Origin of the sequence: Chitinophaga dinghuensis, from assembly GCF_003259435.1 — a bacterium.
GTDB lineage: Bacteria > Bacteroidota > Bacteroidia > Chitinophagales > Chitinophagaceae > Chitinophaga > Chitinophaga dinghuensis.
In genome coordinates this window covers 428,691-443,886 of record NZ_QLMA01000006.1, presented here as the reverse complement: position 1 = coordinate 443,886, position 15,196 = coordinate 428,691, and the positions used below count along the sequence as shown (strand labels likewise).

Here is a 15,196-nt window from a genome sequence, read left to right as displayed (position 1 = left end):
CATTCTCAGCGCCTTCATTTTCAACTAAATAAGTCAGTAAAAGAAAATTTTTTTCGCCGCCAGGCGCGAAGCGCCAAAAATTTTTTTAAAAAAACAGCGTCGCGTTGAGCTCACATAATGTGTTCCAGATTTGTCTGATAATTTATGTTATGTTAAATAGAAAATTGCTTGGGGATCCTTTTAAAGACCCTTCTGCCCGATTATAGGCAAGGTCAATTTTTTGACATTTTTCATGGCCGCAGCGGGACGTTGCTGCCTGATTCCAATACTCGTTCTCTTGAGGTAATTGTTGAAAATCAATTATATTGCTCACCATGAAAGAAATAGTTACTTTATACAGACCTGTGAATGCGAAAGAACTGGAGCTCATTAAACAATCCGAATGGAAAGCATTTCCACCGCGATTGCCTGACCAGCCTATCTTCTATCCTGTATCCAATTTTGAATACGCGAAACAGATTACTGTTGAATGGAATATTCCGGCTTACGGCAACGGCTATGTGACGGAGTTTGATGTAGATAAGAATTTTCTCTCGCAGTACCGCCAGGAAAACGTTGGCGCTGACTTGCATAATGAATACTGGATTCCGGCGGAGGAATTGCCGGCGTTTAATGCCCATATTGTTGGACAGATCCGCGTTGTTTACGAACAACATGCCTAATAACGATTTCCCTTTAGCCTGAAGAATTATACTATCCTATGATACGGAGTCTTGTCTTTCGTAATAAAGAATACAGATTTATAAATACTGCCAGTTACCAGGAGCCGCATAATGCATTTACCGTATTGGTCGGTAAGAATGGTACTGGAAAAAGTACTTTGCTTAGTGCATTGGTTAATAGACTCGCGCCTGAATATAGTGAGGAGGATAAAGCCATTCTTATTGATAATATTACTTTGCCGTTTTTGGTTGCTGAAAATCTAGATAATGTAATTGCTGTTTCATCCAGCCCTTTTGATAAATTCCCAATTGTATCCAGATATAAGAATCTAACTCGTGGCAAATACCGTTATTTAGGCTTAAGGGATGGGAATGGTCAAAATCTAGGACTCTCCTATATGGCCAAAATTATTTCGGATCTAATAGACAGTATCCAACGAGATAACGCACAGTGGAGTAATTTATCGGAAGTATTGTCCTATCTAGACTTCAAAAACGAAATAGTTGTAAAACTACAATGTAACATTTCTCGGGCATTAATCGAATCCATTATAGAAGAAGGTGTTTATCCTCCTATGTTATTCAATGACCGTCAGAGAAGTGATTTAATAGTTGAGGCATTACGCACTATTTATGGCAAAGAAAAAGCACGGACCCAATCAATGAATATTTTTCTAGACATAAATGAAATGGGGATCAATGCTTATAATCGCAAAACTGTTTTTAATAGTGAACAGATTATTACCTTAATGAAGGTTGGTATTCTGACGTTAAAGGATGTAGCGTTGGTAAAGAATGGTCAAAACACTTTGTTCTCTATCAAAGATTCTTCTTCTGGAGAACAAAGCGTAATATTAAGTGTCCTGGGTATAGCTAGTCATATCACCAATAACTCAGTGATCTTTATTGACGAACCGGAAGTGTGCCTACACCCTGAATGGCAGCAAAAGTACATTCAAATGCTCTTAAGTACTTTTAAGAAATTCACTGGCTGTCATTTTATCATTGCCACCCACTCCCCTCAGATAATCGCCAAACTGGAAAGCGAAAACTGCTATGTCGTTTCCATGGATACGGCCAGTATTACTGATGCCGCCGAATTAATCAACAACTCTGTGGACTTTCAGTTAGCACAGGTTTTCAAATCACCAGGATTTAAAAATGAATACCTCAGTCGTTTGGCCTTTAATTTATTTGTGAAGGTTGGAAAGCATAAACAGTTTGATGAAGAAGATCTTGCCAACTACCAAGTATTGAAATCATCCCATAAATTACTGGAAGACGCTGACCCAGTGAAAGAACTTATTACTGTCATTTTAAGCCTACATAAAAGATATGCCTGATATTAAGAACGCGTATATCTATTCAAAAGACTTTGAGGATCGCTTAAAAGCCAAGTTCCCTAAAGACAACACCAATCATTTACAATGGTCAGATGAGGATATTGCAGACATTAGATCGGACATAAGAGAGTTTTACCGTCAGCAACAGAAGGGAAAATGTGCCTACTGTATGAACGACCTGTCTTTAAGTGCTGCAGCTAATTGCCAGGTAGAACATGTGGTACCCAAATCCTCACATCCAAACTTCATTACGGAAAGCCGGAATCTTTGTGTTGCTTGCGCAGACTGTAATGGCATAAAAAAAGATAAGCCAGTCACGGTTAAAGACAACTTAGCCAGATATCCCAAGACCGGCAATGCTTTTAAAATTGTCCATCCCCATTTTGACTGTTTCGATGATCATATTTACGAAGTGAATGGCTATTATCTGGATATTACAGATAAAGGTGCTCATACAATTCAGATCTGCAAACTGAACCGAAAACTGCATAAGCTGCGTTATGTTGATGATGAAACGGATTTTGCAGAGATGACAATTCTCAGCACTGCTTTCCTAAACGAAAAAGATGAGCGGAAGCGGAAATTGATAATGAAGAAAATGAAGAAGCTATTAATATTCACTTAGTCATCCACCTGCTTTAGTACCATTGCAATGAATGAAGATTTTGAGATACTTATTAGAGAGACCGCCAGCTCACTCTCCACTCCCATTCCTCTTTGGTACGCCGATTTCCTCCAAAGTCAGGATCTGCGTACCAGTCGCTATTATAACAATACCACAGTGCTTTACGGCCTGGAAGAGTTAACCGAATTGAATATCGCCTACGAGATCCAACAATATATGCCGGGCTATCTGCTAATTGGGTCCGACAGCGGCGATTTTGGACTTCTTATAAACAACAGTACTTCCAATATCTACCTGGTGGAACTAGGTGCTTTGACGCCTGATGATGCCGCCGTGATGGCATGGTCATTGGAGGAGTGGCAGCAGAAAAACTTTAGTAGTCATGAGGAAGACATCTCAGCGCCAAGTCCTTATACCGTAAGAAGAAGTATGGCCTTGCAGGAATACTCCCTTACTCCTGACGCCGCCTGGTACGCTGCATTACAGGAGATGCAGCTACAACAAAAAACCCTGGAACAATCCAGGGCTTTAAAAACTATTTCATTAAAAGAATATCTGTTACAAAAACAACAGCTAATAACGGCGATGAATACACTAACAGCTGCAAACAAAGGCTACCTGAGTTTCCAGCAATGGTGGCCTAGAAAGTAGCCGCTGCAGGTTGCTTCGCTCTAACGTTAATGATTGTACGATTGATGAAAGGCGCCATGATAATCACCAACATGATTACCCCGATCAAAATAGCTACCAACGCATAATAATCCATCGCATACTGGAGGAATGACTGTTTCTGTACTGCGCGACTCAACAAGCCGGTGGAGGCCCTCGCAGCCAGATCCGGCGGTAAGCCCCTAGCCTGCAATGCCGACTGGTAGGTATGTAGTCTCACCGGTAACTCATCATCTACGGCAGTGATATGATCACTCATCCGGGTAGCATGAATCTTCGCATAGAACAGACTGAAGTAATTAATCGTGGCTGTGCTGGCACTGAAGAACGCAAAACGAACGAATACGCCAATCGCAGCGGCCGACTGGCTCAGCTCAAAAGGCACCGATGAAATGGTAAAGAGAATAATGGGCGTCATAAGCAACCCCGCTCCTGCTCCTTGTATCAGTAATGGGAAAATAAACGTCTGCTGATCTGCTTCTGATGCAAAATGGAAATACATCCAGGCATGAAATACAAATAACAGAAAGAATCCCACGAGCCAGATAAACTGTGTTGGTCGCTGCCGGATGACCAGTCGCGCCGCAATTACAGTTCCAATGGCTATCCCCAGGATATTGTAAATGAAGAGTTCATAAATATGTTGCGGATCCATACCCAACACAGTAGAGAAATAGGTGGTGGTCACATTAAATGCCCCACGGATAAGGTACAACAGTCCTATTAAGACTAGTCCAAAAACAAAACCCTTATATCGGAACACTTGCATGTGTATCATGGGCCGTTTGCGAGTCAGTTGTCTCACTACAAATACAAAGCCCAGGCCTACCACCGCTATGATACTCCATACGATGGCAGGGTCCTGAAGCCAGTAATATTGCTGTCCATAGATGAGCACATAACCCAGACATACCAGGAATGGCGCATAGAGGACAAAGCTGCCCCAATCCAACTGGTAAAGAGGTACTCTCCTGACCAGATGGATCCGGTTCATCAGTAACAATAGTAATACCGCGCCTGGTACAAATACGTAGATCATTACCTTGTACAGCACATTGTATTCATAATCATCAATGATCGGGGCGGTAACTAATGAGGTAAAAGAAGAAGCACAAAGTATCAGTGCATAAAAAAAAGCATAACCGATTTCTCGGGAATGCTCAGACTTAAGCCGGGAAAACAACAGGGTCAGACAGATACTGGTAACGCCACAGTTCAGTATCCCCTGTAGAAATCGGCATATAAATAAGATAGAGAGTTCGCGGGTATTATAAATGCAATAGGTCACAATTACCTGTAACACTATACATATCAGGAAATACTCCTTAGTGGAGATTCGACTGAAAAAACGTCTTTCCAATGGCGTAAAAGCCGCCAGGGCTGAATAATACACGAGCATGGAGAACTGGATGTCCTGCGGCTCCACCCCATAAAACCCCGTAGCTGCGTTCACGTTAGCTGTAGCTAAGGCAAACAGCATAACAGTTGGCAACATCACCAGGATGATAGTGAGTCGGATCAACCATTCCGGCGCCCAGGATCTGAAATTTGCATCTGTAGACATAACAATCAGTTCCTTTCTTTTTTCACAGCAACAACAGCGCTCATTCCGGCAGAAAGCTCTCTCAGTTCTTCACTATTACCTTCCAGGCGTATACGAACAGGAATACGTTGGGCTATTTTTACAAAGTTACCAGTGGCATTATCGGGAGGCAGCAGTGAAAACCGGCTGCCAGTGGCTCCCGACAAGGATTCAATCACGCCCGTAAAGCTTTTTCCGGGATAAGCATCCACTACAATTTTCGCCTTCTCGCCTATCTTCATATGGCGAATCTGGGTTTCTTTATAATTCGCAATCACCCATTTTCCGGCTTCGCGGTCAACAATAAAGGCCAGCGTCTGCCCTGCTTGTACCAACTGTTTTGGCTGAATGGTACGGCGACCCATTTTACCATCGTATGGAGCCAGTATAACCGTATAGGACACGGTGAGATCATTTCTTGTCACGACGGCCTCTCTCCTTTTGATTTCCGCGTCCAGCGCTTTCAGTTGCACTTTCGCATCTTCTATACGGGATAAGGAAGCTTCGTAGGAACTGATGGCCGTCTTATAATCTGAACGGGCTACGTCCAAGGCGGCGGTTACTCTGTCCAGTTGCTGTTTGGTGGCTGATTCTACGTCGTAGAGTTTTTTGTAGCGGTCATATTCTTGTTCCTGATTAGTAAGTTTCGCTTTGGCCGCTGCAATTTGAGATTGATATACTTTAGAGGATTGATCGGTGGTCTTTACATTACTTTGAATAACAGCAATTTGTGCTTTAGCGTTCATTAATGCAGCTTCCGCTTCCTGTTGAGCAGCCGCATATTCGCTGTTGTCAATGACCACCAGCGTATCTCCTTTCTTTACGTCCTGGTTTTCATCGTACCGGATTTCTTCAATATAACCGGTCACCTTGGCAACCACAGGGTTAATGTATTCATCTACCTGCGCGTCATTCGTTTCTTCAAATCTGGCCTGGCGAATCAGCGTTCGGATGCCCCAGATAGCCAGACATATCACTACTATAGAGGCGACTATAGTCGTTACTCTGGAAATTATTCTGTCCGTTCTGTTGGTGTTAGTATTTGTGTTTGTTCCTTTGTTCATAAAATTATAGGTTGCCTGTTGCTTTCAATAATTGATAGTATTGCAGTTGAGCCGTTACCTGCGCGGTTGTAAGATCAAAGCGGGATTGCAGTAATTGTGTTTCTGCATCCAGCAGGTCTGTTAACAGCGACAGTTGATTGAAGTAGGTGTTATTGACGATCCGGAAATTCTCCTGGGCCTGTGCTATATTCTCTTTGGCGACTTGTATACGTGTAATTGCCTCAGTATAGCGCAAATAAGCAGATCTCACATCTTCCCGCACCCGGTCTTGCGTATCCGAGTGTTCAATCTCCTGACGCATGAGGTTTATCTTAGCTTCCGCCTTTCTGTGTTTATTCAGATACAATTGGGAGATGGGTAGCGAAGCCTTTACGCCGGCCATTCCCAGTCCGTATGGATTAAAGGAATACGGATACATGAGGATCTGTGGGAAGGAATAATTGTACTCCGCAAACAGCCCCACCTTGGGAAGGATATTTGCTTTTACCTGTTGAAGTTTTAGCTCGCTAAGCTTTGTTTCTTTCTCTGAAATTTTAAACTCAAAGGAATGCGTATAGGCATCCTGTAGAAAATCTTCGTAGGTACGTTGCTGTGAGACCTGATCCAGCGAATCTGCAGCCACGTGAATAATAGCCGTATCCGGCGTTCCCATCATGATGTTGAGTCGCTGTGTGGCTATCTTCAGGCTATTGCGTATTTCCAGCAGGGTCATTTTCTGCTTGGAGAGTTTTAATTCCGCCCTTAGCACATCACTTTTCAGGACAACGCCATTCTGTAACAGGTGACGTATCTCTTCCAATTCTTTTTCCCGTTCCGCGATATCCTGCAACATGACGCTTTCATACTGCTCATTGCGGTAGATATCGAGATAATAGGCCGCTGCCTTGAACCTGATTTCAGATTCAGTCAGATGTTTTTGTTCTGTTGCCAGCTCTGATTCAGTGGTAGCTGCGGTGATTTCACGATTCAGCTTACCGCCATTATACAGGTTGAAATATGCTTCACCACTGACTTTATAAGTCCCTTTCTTTTCGATGGGGATCTGTGTTGGCGCCTTTAGGAGGCCGTCTTCAAACAAAGCAAAATTGGAGAACCGGCCATACATGCCATTGGCACTCACTTCCGGTAACTTTTCTGATTTGGCCGTTTTAACGCGTTCATCAGCGCTTTCTACTTTCAGTTGCTGCATCTGCAACTGTTTATTGTATGCTGCGGTTCTTTTCCAAACTTCTGTAAGGGTCAGGGTGTTTTGCTGTTCAGGGTCCTGGCTAAAGGCCTTCATGCTGCCCGAAAGTGCTATTAGCAACACTCCCGCCAGCATCTTATTACTAAATGTAGACATACTTGTGACGATGAAGCTGCAAAGTTCCATTCAGTTGAGTAATTATTTTTTCTATAAATTGCCATAAAATTGTTAGAACCGGCCAAATGGAAAATATTAACTACGACCAGATTCTCGCCGACGCAGATGAATTACCTCAGTCGGCCTACATATGGCACTGGAAAACCGAACACCACTTTCCTTTTCATAAGCATAACAAAGGACAACTGACGTATGTTGAAGGAGGTGCGGCTTTTTTATACACGAGGGAGAAGACCTATTTCCTTCCGGCCAGGCATTATATGTGGGTACCTGCGGGGGTAGAACATTATTTTGCACACCGGTATCCTGCGAATTATGTGCGTACAATATATTTTTATTCAGAGAGGGAAGACAAGCAGCATCCATTCTACAGTACTACCGGCATTTACCCGGTGACTAATCTCCTGCTGGAAATGCTCCTCTATACGGCCAAGTGGGAAGGTAATGTGCTGCCGGGCTCCCGCCCCTATGCATTTATTCAGGCTATGAAGAATATATTGCCGGATATCAGTACCAGTCCGCTCCCCATTACCTTACCGACCAGTGATCATCCGCGTATGCGGCCCATTCTGAAGTATATCCAGGAAAACCTCGCCGAGCCATTGTCTATGGAGAGTGTATGCCATCAGTTTAATACCAGCGAGCGTACCCTTACGAGAATGTTCCGTTCCAACATGGATATTTCCTTTTTCCAGTATCTTAAACTGGCCCGTATGTCGCGGGCAATGGGTTATCTTATTGAAACAGATAAAACAATCAGTGAAATTGCCTGGGATACGGGCTATAACAGTGTTTCCGCCTTTAGTAATACTTTCTTCAAATTAACAGGTAAGCGTCCTTCTGATTATCAGCATTTGAGTAAAAGTATTCCGCCGGAGGAATAGCCATTTTTCCGCTCAGAGAAAAGCGCTTGTATTTAAGATCTATTTGTGCAATCTTACCGTACAATCAAGATCTAAATCACATGAACCCACTTAAAAAGCACCTGCTGATCCCACTGCTGATCAGCGGTATCAGCGCCACTACAGTGATGGCGCAGCAGAAAGCCAACAAACCCGCTCCAGTGGCCGGAGAATCCGCCAAACCATCAGTGACCCTCAACCCTGATACCACTATCACTAGTCAGCATGAGGTCACGATTAAAGGACAGAAAATCTCCTATAAGGTAACCTCCGGAACACAACCGGTATGGGATGAGAATGGTAAAGCGCTGGCAGGAATCTTCTTCAACTATTATGAAAGAACGGATGTAAAAGACAGAGGCACACGTCCTTTGGTGATTTCCTTTAATGGCGGTCCTGGCTCTGCCTCCGTATGGATGCAGATAGCCTATACTGGCCCCAGGTTGCTGAATATAGATGAAGAAGGTTATCCGGTACAACCCTATGGCATACACGAAAACAATCAGTCGATCCTGGATGTAGCAGATATATTATATGTAGACCCAGTAAACACGGGCTTCTCCCGCATAGTATCAAAAGATACGCCCCGGGAAAAGTTCTTTGGCGTAAATGCCGACATGAGGTATCTGGCGGAATGGATTAATACTTTTGTCTCCCGCAATAGCCGTTGGGCCTCTCCTAAATATCTGATTGGCGAAAGTTATGGTACGACAAGAGTAGCAGGTCTGGCCCTTGAACTGCAAAACGCCCAGTGGATGTACCTGAATGGCGTTATTCTCGTATCGCCCACTGAATTGGGTATCAATCGTAGTGGCCCTGTGAATGCGGCGCTGCGTCTTCCTTACTTCGCAGCTACTGCCTGGTATCACAAGGCATTAGCGCCGGAGTTACAACAGAAAGACCTGACAGCTATGCTGCCTGAGGTAGAAGCATTTACTATCAATGAACTGATCCCGGCTATTAGCCAGGGCGCTTTCCTGGATGATGCCAAGCGTAAGGCGATTGCTGCGAAAATGGCCAGGTATTCAGGACTGTCCGAACAGGTAATTCTACAATATAACCTGGATGTGCCTACGGACTTCTTCTGGAAAGAATTACTGAGAGATAAAGGCTTTACAGTGGGAAGACTGGATAGTCGCTACCGTGGTATTGACCGTCAGTTGGCTGGCGAAAGACCGGACTTCAACCCTGAGTTGATGAGTTGGTTACATTCATTTACACCTGCTATCAATATGTATTTAAGAGATGAACTGGGATTCAAAACAGATCTTAAATACCAGATGCTGGGTCCTGTGCATCCATGGGATTTTAACGGAGATAATTCAGGAGAGAATCTACGTCAGGCTATGGCCGAGAATCCTTACCTGCATGTGATGATACAGTCTGGATACTATGATGGCGCCTGCGATTATTTCAATGCCAAATACAGTATGTGGCAGCTGGACCCAGGTGGCCGTTTGAAAGACAGGCTGTCCTGGAAGGGTTATCGTAGCGGGCATATGATGTACCTGCGTAAAGATGATCTTAGCACCGGAAATGAAGATATCCGGGAATTTATTAAAGCATCCACGCCTAAAGGTGGCGCAGCTGCGAAATACTAATAGCAGTTTATACAAATAAGAAAGCCGTTTCTAATGTGTAGAAACGGCTTTCTTATTTTGTTTAGGGAGACACGATTCTCTCTATATCTTATAGCTTACCCCCAGCATCATATAGATGTTATAAAGTGGAAAGTCGAGTCCTTTGAAATCTTTCGGGAACACAGGTGTTAAGCCCCAGGAGAGATTTCCCATTACGCTCAGCTTTTTACCTACTCTACGTTCTGCGCCACCTTGCAGGCCTGCATCGAATTTGCGTACATCGCCGCCGAAATCGAAGGAGGCTTCATCCACGATGATCTTTTCGCCGGTAGGCCCTCCGTTACGGATATAGCCATCGGAAACGGTACCGTAGAAGTTACTGCTGAATTTCCAGGAGAAATAGCCTCCGAGGGAGAAACGCCAGTCGTTATTAGGAGTGAATACCGCACTTACCGGGAACGTGACATAAGCATTGCGTACAATGGTTTTGTTTTTACCACTGAAGGTACCTTCAAAAGTACCAGTGGATGAACCATCTTTAACGGTAATTACCGTTGGGAAATACATCACTTCATCTTTAGTGCCCATTCCTTTAAAATCCAGTTTCACGCCTATTGCAGCGCCCCATTTAGGAGTAGCGCGTAATGACAGCTCATAACCCAGTGCCGGCGTAAATTCAGGCCAATAGCCCTTAATAGCGCGAATGGTATTAGGCAGTCCCACCGGAGCAGTAGCGCCGAAGTTAAAGCCTGCGATAATTCTATGTTCCAGGAAAGGTTTAAAAGTGCGGGTAGTATCCTGCGCCTGAAGAGATCCTGCAGCAGCGATTATCAAAAATAAACCTATCAGTACTTTATATATTCTTCTCATTGTAGCGTTGGTTCTTTATTCGTGAATAATCTTCAAACTGTCTACCAGCAGGCGGCTGCCAATAGCCCCTTCGTATTTATCGCCATTCTGACTGGAAGAAATAACAATAGCGAGCATCATGCTGCCAGTGGTTATAGCTCCTGGTTTATACACGAAAGGCAGATCAAATCGGGTGAAATTCCCTCTCGCAGAGCCGTCGGGGAGCTGGGCAACGGCCACAACTCTGTCGGATGTATGAATATTGGTACCGTCCAGGCGGGTAGTTCCTCTGTAGAGCACAGCATAGATAGAGCAGGAATCTATAGCGCCATCGACAGGCTTTCCGGCTTTATTCTGGTAAACGGCTCCCGGGCGATATTTATAGTATCCGGTGAATCTGGCTGCCCGGCCCAGATAAGGCTGTCCGAACTGTGTAGCTGCCAGTGGCTGCGTGAGTGCATACTTACTGTCGAATACGCCGAGATAAAGAGAACCGGCAAAAAGTCTTATACCCATGATGCCTGACAAGGTAGTACCGCCACGTGTTTCCAGAACGGCGGAGTAATTACCGTGATAAGCCTCTGTAGTATCGCGTAGTGGATAAGCAGATGGATCTTTTGGAACGCCTGCCAGCGATACGCCTGGGTTTCCGGAAGACCATATCTGCGTAGAATCTGGTTCAATTGGATAGAGATACTTGGAAGTAGGTTGAATCATCCAGTTTTCAAAATCCCATGCCCATGTACCGATATTAACAACATTAACAGTGTACACTTTATGGTATTTCCCGCTTTGGGAAGTGACGGTGTACTGTTGGGTTCCGGTAGAATCAAATCGGAGCGTATCTCCGGTGGGTGGTGTGATAGTAGCGCCTGGCGTTACTACAATTCTTGGCACAATGCCACTGTCATAAGCGCTCTTTTTCAGGTATAACAACACTTTCGCGTTGGCCTGGTCAATAAATACGTCGCTGGTGAGGAACTTCTTATCGACGATAAAAGAGTCAATGTCTGCTTCCGGGTTAAGCGGGGCATCCTTGATGCAACTGGTAAACAGTAGTACAAACAAAGCGATAGCCGCCAGGAAGCCTGGTTTCCGTAAATTCATCTGTTTCACTATTATATTCAAAAAATCGTTAACATTGCGCCATGCCAGATAAAGAAAGAATCAAACGTGTAAGTATATACGCAGCGAAATGCGTTACAGGTGTTATTATTGTAAGCCTTCTTTCATGGTTAATTGGCTACAAAGATACTGTATGGGTGCTAATTTCGGTAATGCTGGTGCTGTCGCCGGACGGATCTGACGCGGTTACGCTGGCGGTTACACGTATCAAAGCTAATCTGATCGGGGCTTTGTCGGGTTTCCTTTTATTTGTCATTCACCTTCATTTGGCATTGAACATTGGTATTGTAGTGGTCATGAGTATTGCCGTAATGATAACGGTAGTACTTTGTAATTTATTAAAACTGGAAGCGGCTACCCGTACTGCCTTGGCGGCAACTATTATTGTGATGACGCATGAGGCTGGTTTACATGTTTGGGATACGGCTATTGAAAGGGTCGTTTCCGTAGTAGCCGGATGCCTTTTAGGCCTAGTTATTACATTTATTTTCCATAACAAATTCACACAAAAGACTGTATCTCAATCAGATCTGCATCAGGAAGCCTAATACAGATTTCCTACAGAATTGACTATTATTTTTGTTTGCAACAAGGAGTGTTGCATGAAGAAATTGATATTGATGGTGGGCATTACCCTCTCTTGCCTGGAGACCATTACCGCACAAGCGCCGGTTGCTAAAGATTCAACGGCCAATAACCATTCTGATACTGTTGTAAATGATTCTATTCCCCTTAATGCGCTCAAGCCTGCACCCACAACTGTTAAACTGCGTAATGGTTCGGAAACACATTTCAGGAGTTCAGCGGCAGGATTAATTATCCCATCTGCGATGGTTGCCTATGGATTCATTGCCCTGAACAATCCGTCTCTGAAAAATCTCAATCATAGCACCAAAGCCGAAATATTGGAAGATCATCCCAAATTCAATTCGGGGGTCGACAATATCATGCAATACACTCCAGCGGTAGCGGTATATGTGTTAAATGCTGCCGGTGTTCATGGTGCGCATAATTTCCGGGACCGTACTATCATTTTGGGAATTGCAGCTGTGCTGACGGCAGGTACTACCCGTATTCTCAAAACCACCACAGCGGAAGAGCGGCCGGATGGAACGAATTCCCTGAGTTTTCCCAGTGGCCATACCAGCAATGCTTTTATGGGAGCGGAATTTCTGTACCAGGAATACAAAGATGTATCTCCATGGATAGGTATTGCCGGTTATGCTATGGCTACAGCTACAGGCGCCATGCGTATGTACAATAACCGCCATTGGCTCAGCGACGTGGTGGCCGGCGCTGGGATAGGTATCCTGGGAACCAAAGCTGCCTATTGGATTTATCCGTTAGTACAACGTAAATTATTTCCAGGAAAAAAAGATATGGTAGTGCTACCATACTATAATGCGGAATGGAAAAGTTTGGGATTAAGCCTATCGCTCACGAGGTTCTAAGCGCTATGCATAAGTCTTACTCAAAGTGGCATAGTGGGGATTTCTTTTTATCTGCATAATATAGCAAATGATTATGCTGTTGGGGGTTTTCATTTGCATCTATCTAATGAATGAAACCCTAAAGATAACACCATGGTAATGAACACCATCTTAAAATTAGCAGATGGCAAAATTCATTAAATTCTCCCGATAATTTTGTAAACAGCTCGTTAATTAGAGAATTTTAAATCTAGGTTCCAAAAAATCCGGTTTTGTTAACATCTAATAAAGGAATGCCCCAAAAAATAGAGATAATTTCATTCTGATTTAAAATCAGCTATGATTTATTCTATTATTCTACCCATTGCAGTTGTTGGACTCTGTATTTTCACTTTTGTATTGTTGTTGACTACGGAAAGTTACCTCTCACAAACCCAGGTACCAGTGGCAGAAAGTACTGAGCCCCCTCCGACCCATTCGTCTATTCCTCCTGAAGAAGAAAAAGTACCCGCCCTTGAAGTGGTGTCGTTGGTAAAATATCCTATTTCTGATCACAGTGAGGAGGCTGTTGAATACTTGCGCAATAACGGCCAGGCTTCCGTAAAAGTAACCGTCAGACAAGAAAAATGCTGTGCTGCCAAGTGGCAGACGAGTCTGCTCGTATTTAATAAAGTACTTCCCGGCGAGGAAATAGAACTGGGCTTCGCCGGCCACGACGAAACTGAAGATGATATTATTAGTGCAGCACACACCATTTTATCCGCTGAGTACCTTTCCTGATCATATTTTAACCTGGATTTTATGTACGCACCTTTTATTTTTCTTTCTGCCTGTATCATTACCTACTTACTTTACAGATCCCGAACGCTTAGTAAATCCATGAAGAAAAAGCGGCAGTTCCAGCCATGGGATGGAGAAGATGCCATGACAGATGCCCGCATAGTAGGCGTTTCAAATCAGCTGTTTCCATTGTCCAGGTATATGCGGAGCATTCGCAATAACTCTAATTCCAGATGGATGACGGTAGCAGTCAAACAAATAATCAGGACAGACATGGGGGCTACCTGTGATACAAGACTCATCACCAATATCGCCCCAGGTGAAGAAAGAAGACTGGGCCATGCGGATGATGTACAGGAAGGAAAATATCGCATCTTTATTGGCTACGAAATTATATGGGCCAGGTATACGCCAATACCCAAATGGTATCAGCCTAAGCCCAAACGCTTTCCAACACCAACAGAAATGTATGATGAGGTAATGCGAAAGTATAAGCCACAGTCTATCCGGGAACTGGAACAGCAGGAAGGCTCCCTCACTGACGGACTATGGCCCTGAACTAAGATTTCATACCAGCGGCATATCCCTTTCCATCAATAAAGGCCAGCCAGGCAATGGTGAGAAATACGCCCAACGCAGAACCAGCGGTTACATCTTCAAAGAAGTGCTGACTCATATACATTCTGGAATAGCCTACCAGCATCGCCAGGAGCAGAAATACCATCATCAGGATTCTGTTCTTCGCAAAATATGCCAGCACTGTAGCTGCTGTAAAGGCACAAATGGTATGACCTGATGGGAAGCTCCGGAAGTTATCCAGTACATCCACTCCCGGTACATAGTAAATATGCTGAATCCGTGGGTCAACGGTAGCCTTTTGGATCAACTGTTCAAAATAGCGGTGCGGCCTTGGAAAAGCCACCATAAATTTCAATACAAAGCCTACCAAAGAAGTAAAACAGTAGGCCGTCGCTAGTACGAAACTCGCTCTTCTGTTAAAAAAGAAAAGTACGACTACCAGCATCACGGCGGCGCCGGTACTTCCCAGATGTGTAATAAGCGGAAAGAACCAGTCGCCCCATGCTGTGTGCAACCCATTGACGAAGAAGTAAATGTCTTCCCGACTAGCAGAAAGCTTTATGCCTATTAATACTGCCAGCAATGGCAGGTATGCCCAGATAAAATACTTTAATTGTTGATATACCTTCTGTAATTGATTCAT

General features: G+C 44.0%; 16 protein-coding genes. 10 read left to right on the top strand and 6 right to left on the bottom strand.

Annotated elements, in window-relative coordinates; translation table 11 throughout:
* Nucleotides 1-314: 314 nt before the first annotated feature.
* Genes CLV59_RS19485 through CLV59_RS19470 form a run of 4 tightly spaced genes read left to right on the top strand, consistent with a single transcriptional unit; the run spans nt 315 to nt 3,281 of the window.
* Entirely contained in the window at nt 315-662 is a 348-nt protein-coding gene (locus CLV59_RS19485; RefSeq protein ID WP_111593747.1) for a hypothetical protein, read from the top strand.
* A gap of 38 nt (nt 663-700) precedes the next feature.
* Nucleotides 701-2,005, top strand: coding sequence for an AAA family ATPase (locus CLV59_RS19480; protein WP_111593746.1), 1,305 nt, complete (start codon nt 701-703; stop codon nt 2,003-2,005).
* Nucleotides 1,998-2,630 (top strand): HNH endonuclease, encoded by a 633-nt coding sequence (locus CLV59_RS19475; protein ID WP_111593745.1) that lies wholly within the window; start codon nt 1,998-2,000, stop codon nt 2,628-2,630. The genes CLV59_RS19480 and CLV59_RS19475 overlap by 8 nt, the downstream gene beginning before the upstream one ends.
* 27 nt (nt 2,631-2,657) lie before the next feature.
* Nucleotides 2,658-3,281, top strand: coding sequence for an SMI1/KNR4 family protein (locus CLV59_RS19470; protein WP_111593744.1), 624 nt, complete (start codon nt 2,658-2,660; stop codon nt 3,279-3,281).
* Here the strand turns inward: CLV59_RS19470 and CLV59_RS19465 are convergent.
* Genes CLV59_RS19465 through CLV59_RS19455 form a run of 3 tightly spaced genes read right to left on the bottom strand, consistent with a single transcriptional unit; the run spans nt 3,271 to nt 7,287 of the window.
* Nucleotides 3,271-4,863 carry an MFS transporter gene (locus CLV59_RS19465; RefSeq protein ID WP_111593743.1) on the bottom strand — a complete coding sequence of 531 codons (1,593 nt, stop codon included), beginning with the start codon at nt 4,861-4,863 and terminating at the stop codon, nt 3,271-3,273. The genes CLV59_RS19470 and CLV59_RS19465 overlap by 11 nt on opposite strands.
* Nucleotides 4,864-4,868: 5 nt before the next feature.
* A complete protein-coding gene (locus CLV59_RS19460) occupies nt 4,869-5,945 on the bottom strand; it encodes an HlyD family secretion protein (protein WP_111593742.1) in 1,077 nt (358 codons plus the stop codon).
* Between the two features lie 4 nt (nt 5,946-5,949).
* Complete coding sequence (locus tag CLV59_RS19455) at nt 5,950-7,287, bottom strand: TolC family protein (RefSeq protein ID WP_170137824.1); 1,338 nt, start codon at nt 7,285-7,287, stop codon at nt 5,950-5,952.
* Between the two features lie 86 nt (nt 7,288-7,373).
* Between CLV59_RS19455 and CLV59_RS19450 the strand changes: the two genes are divergently transcribed.
* Nucleotides 7,374-8,192 (top strand): AraC family transcriptional regulator, encoded by an 819-nt coding sequence (locus tag CLV59_RS19450; RefSeq protein ID WP_111593740.1) that lies wholly within the window; start codon nt 7,374-7,376, stop codon nt 8,190-8,192.
* Between the two features lie 80 nt (nt 8,193-8,272).
* Complete coding sequence (locus CLV59_RS19445; RefSeq protein WP_111593739.1) at nt 8,273-9,811, top strand: S10 family peptidase; 1,539 nt, start codon at nt 8,273-8,275, stop codon at nt 9,809-9,811.
* Between the two features lie 81 nt (nt 9,812-9,892).
* Here CLV59_RS19445 and CLV59_RS19440 read toward each other — a convergent pair whose 3' ends face one another.
* Together CLV59_RS19440 and CLV59_RS19435 are read right to left on the bottom strand one after the other, a co-directional pair.
* Nucleotides 9,893-10,660, bottom strand: a complete 768-nt coding sequence (locus tag CLV59_RS19440; RefSeq protein ID WP_111593738.1) for an outer membrane beta-barrel protein — start codon at nt 10,658-10,660, stop codon at nt 9,893-9,895.
* Between the two features lie 15 nt (nt 10,661-10,675).
* Nucleotides 10,676-11,746 (bottom strand): PCMD domain-containing protein, encoded by a 1,071-nt coding sequence (locus tag CLV59_RS19435; protein ID WP_111593737.1) that lies wholly within the window; start codon nt 11,744-11,746, stop codon nt 10,676-10,678.
* Nucleotides 11,747-11,787: 41 nt separating this feature from the next.
* Between CLV59_RS19435 and CLV59_RS19430 the strand changes: the two genes are divergently transcribed.
* The 4 genes from CLV59_RS19430 (at nt 11,788) to CLV59_RS19415 (ending at nt 14,532) form a co-directional block, all read left to right on the top strand.
* Complete coding sequence (locus tag CLV59_RS19430) at nt 11,788-12,312, top strand: FUSC family protein (RefSeq protein WP_111593736.1); 525 nt, start codon at nt 11,788-11,790, stop codon at nt 12,310-12,312.
* A 54-nt stretch (nt 12,313-12,366) separates the two neighbouring features.
* Entirely contained in the window at nt 12,367-13,215 is an 849-nt protein-coding gene (locus tag CLV59_RS19425) for a phosphatase PAP2 family protein (protein WP_170137823.1), read from the top strand.
* Between the two features lie 318 nt (nt 13,216-13,533).
* A complete protein-coding gene (locus tag CLV59_RS19420; RefSeq protein WP_111593735.1) occupies nt 13,534-13,974 on the top strand; it encodes a hypothetical protein in 441 nt (146 codons plus the stop codon).
* A gap of 21 nt (nt 13,975-13,995) precedes the next feature.
* Nucleotides 13,996-14,532 (top strand): hypothetical protein, encoded by a 537-nt coding sequence (locus tag CLV59_RS19415; protein ID WP_146616248.1) that lies wholly within the window; start codon nt 13,996-13,998, stop codon nt 14,530-14,532.
* A gap of 1 nt (nt 14,533) precedes the next feature.
* On the opposite strand, the gene CLV59_RS19410 is transcribed toward CLV59_RS19415, so the two are convergent.
* Complete coding sequence (locus CLV59_RS19410) at nt 14,534-15,196, bottom strand: phosphatase PAP2 family protein (protein ID WP_111593733.1); 663 nt, start codon at nt 15,194-15,196, stop codon at nt 14,534-14,536.

Excerpts from the sequence above, each read along its gene's own strand:
- CLV59_RS19440 (WP_111593738.1), bottom strand. The coding sequence starts at position 10,660 with ATGAGAAGAATATATAAAGTACTGATAGGTTTATTTTTGATAATCGCT.
- CLV59_RS19480 (WP_111593746.1), top strand. The coding sequence starts at position 701 with ATGATACGGAGTCTTGTCTTTCGTAATAAAGAATACAGATTTATAAAT.
- CLV59_RS19470 (WP_111593744.1), top strand. The coding sequence starts at position 2,658 with ATGAATGAAGATTTTGAGATACTTATTAGAGAGACCGCCAGCTCACTC.
- CLV59_RS19430 (WP_111593736.1), top strand. The coding sequence starts at position 11,788 with ATGCCAGATAAAGAAAGAATCAAACGTGTAAGTATATACGCAGCGAAA.
- CLV59_RS19410 (WP_111593733.1), bottom strand. The coding sequence starts at position 15,196 with ATGAATCAATTACAGAAGGTATATCAACAATTAAAGTATTTTATCTGG.
- CLV59_RS19475 (WP_111593745.1), top strand. The coding sequence starts at position 1,998 with ATGCCTGATATTAAGAACGCGTATATCTATTCAAAAGACTTTGAGGAT.
- CLV59_RS19435 (WP_111593737.1), bottom strand. The coding sequence starts at position 11,746 with ATGAATTTACGGAAACCAGGCTTCCTGGCGGCTATCGCTTTGTTTGTA.
- CLV59_RS19425 (WP_170137823.1), top strand. The coding sequence starts at position 12,367 with ATGAAGAAATTGATATTGATGGTGGGCATTACCCTCTCTTGCCTGGAG.
- CLV59_RS19415 (WP_146616248.1), top strand. The coding sequence starts at position 13,996 with ATGTACGCACCTTTTATTTTTCTTTCTGCCTGTATCATTACCTACTTA.
- CLV59_RS19465 (WP_111593743.1), bottom strand. The coding sequence starts at position 4,863 with ATGTCTACAGATGCAAATTTCAGATCCTGGGCGCCGGAATGGTTGATC.
- CLV59_RS19455 (WP_170137824.1), bottom strand. The coding sequence starts at position 7,287 with ATGTCTACATTTAGTAATAAGATGCTGGCGGGAGTGTTGCTAATAGCA.
- CLV59_RS19445 (WP_111593739.1), top strand. The coding sequence starts at position 8,273 with ATGAACCCACTTAAAAAGCACCTGCTGATCCCACTGCTGATCAGCGGT.
- CLV59_RS19485 (WP_111593747.1), top strand. The coding sequence starts at position 315 with ATGAAAGAAATAGTTACTTTATACAGACCTGTGAATGCGAAAGAACTG.
- CLV59_RS19420 (WP_111593735.1), top strand. The coding sequence starts at position 13,534 with ATGATTTATTCTATTATTCTACCCATTGCAGTTGTTGGACTCTGTATT.
- CLV59_RS19460 (WP_111593742.1), bottom strand. The coding sequence starts at position 5,945 with ATGAACAAAGGAACAAACACAAATACTAACACCAACAGAACGGACAGA.
- CLV59_RS19450 (WP_111593740.1), top strand. The coding sequence starts at position 7,374 with ATGGAAAATATTAACTACGACCAGATTCTCGCCGACGCAGATGAATTA.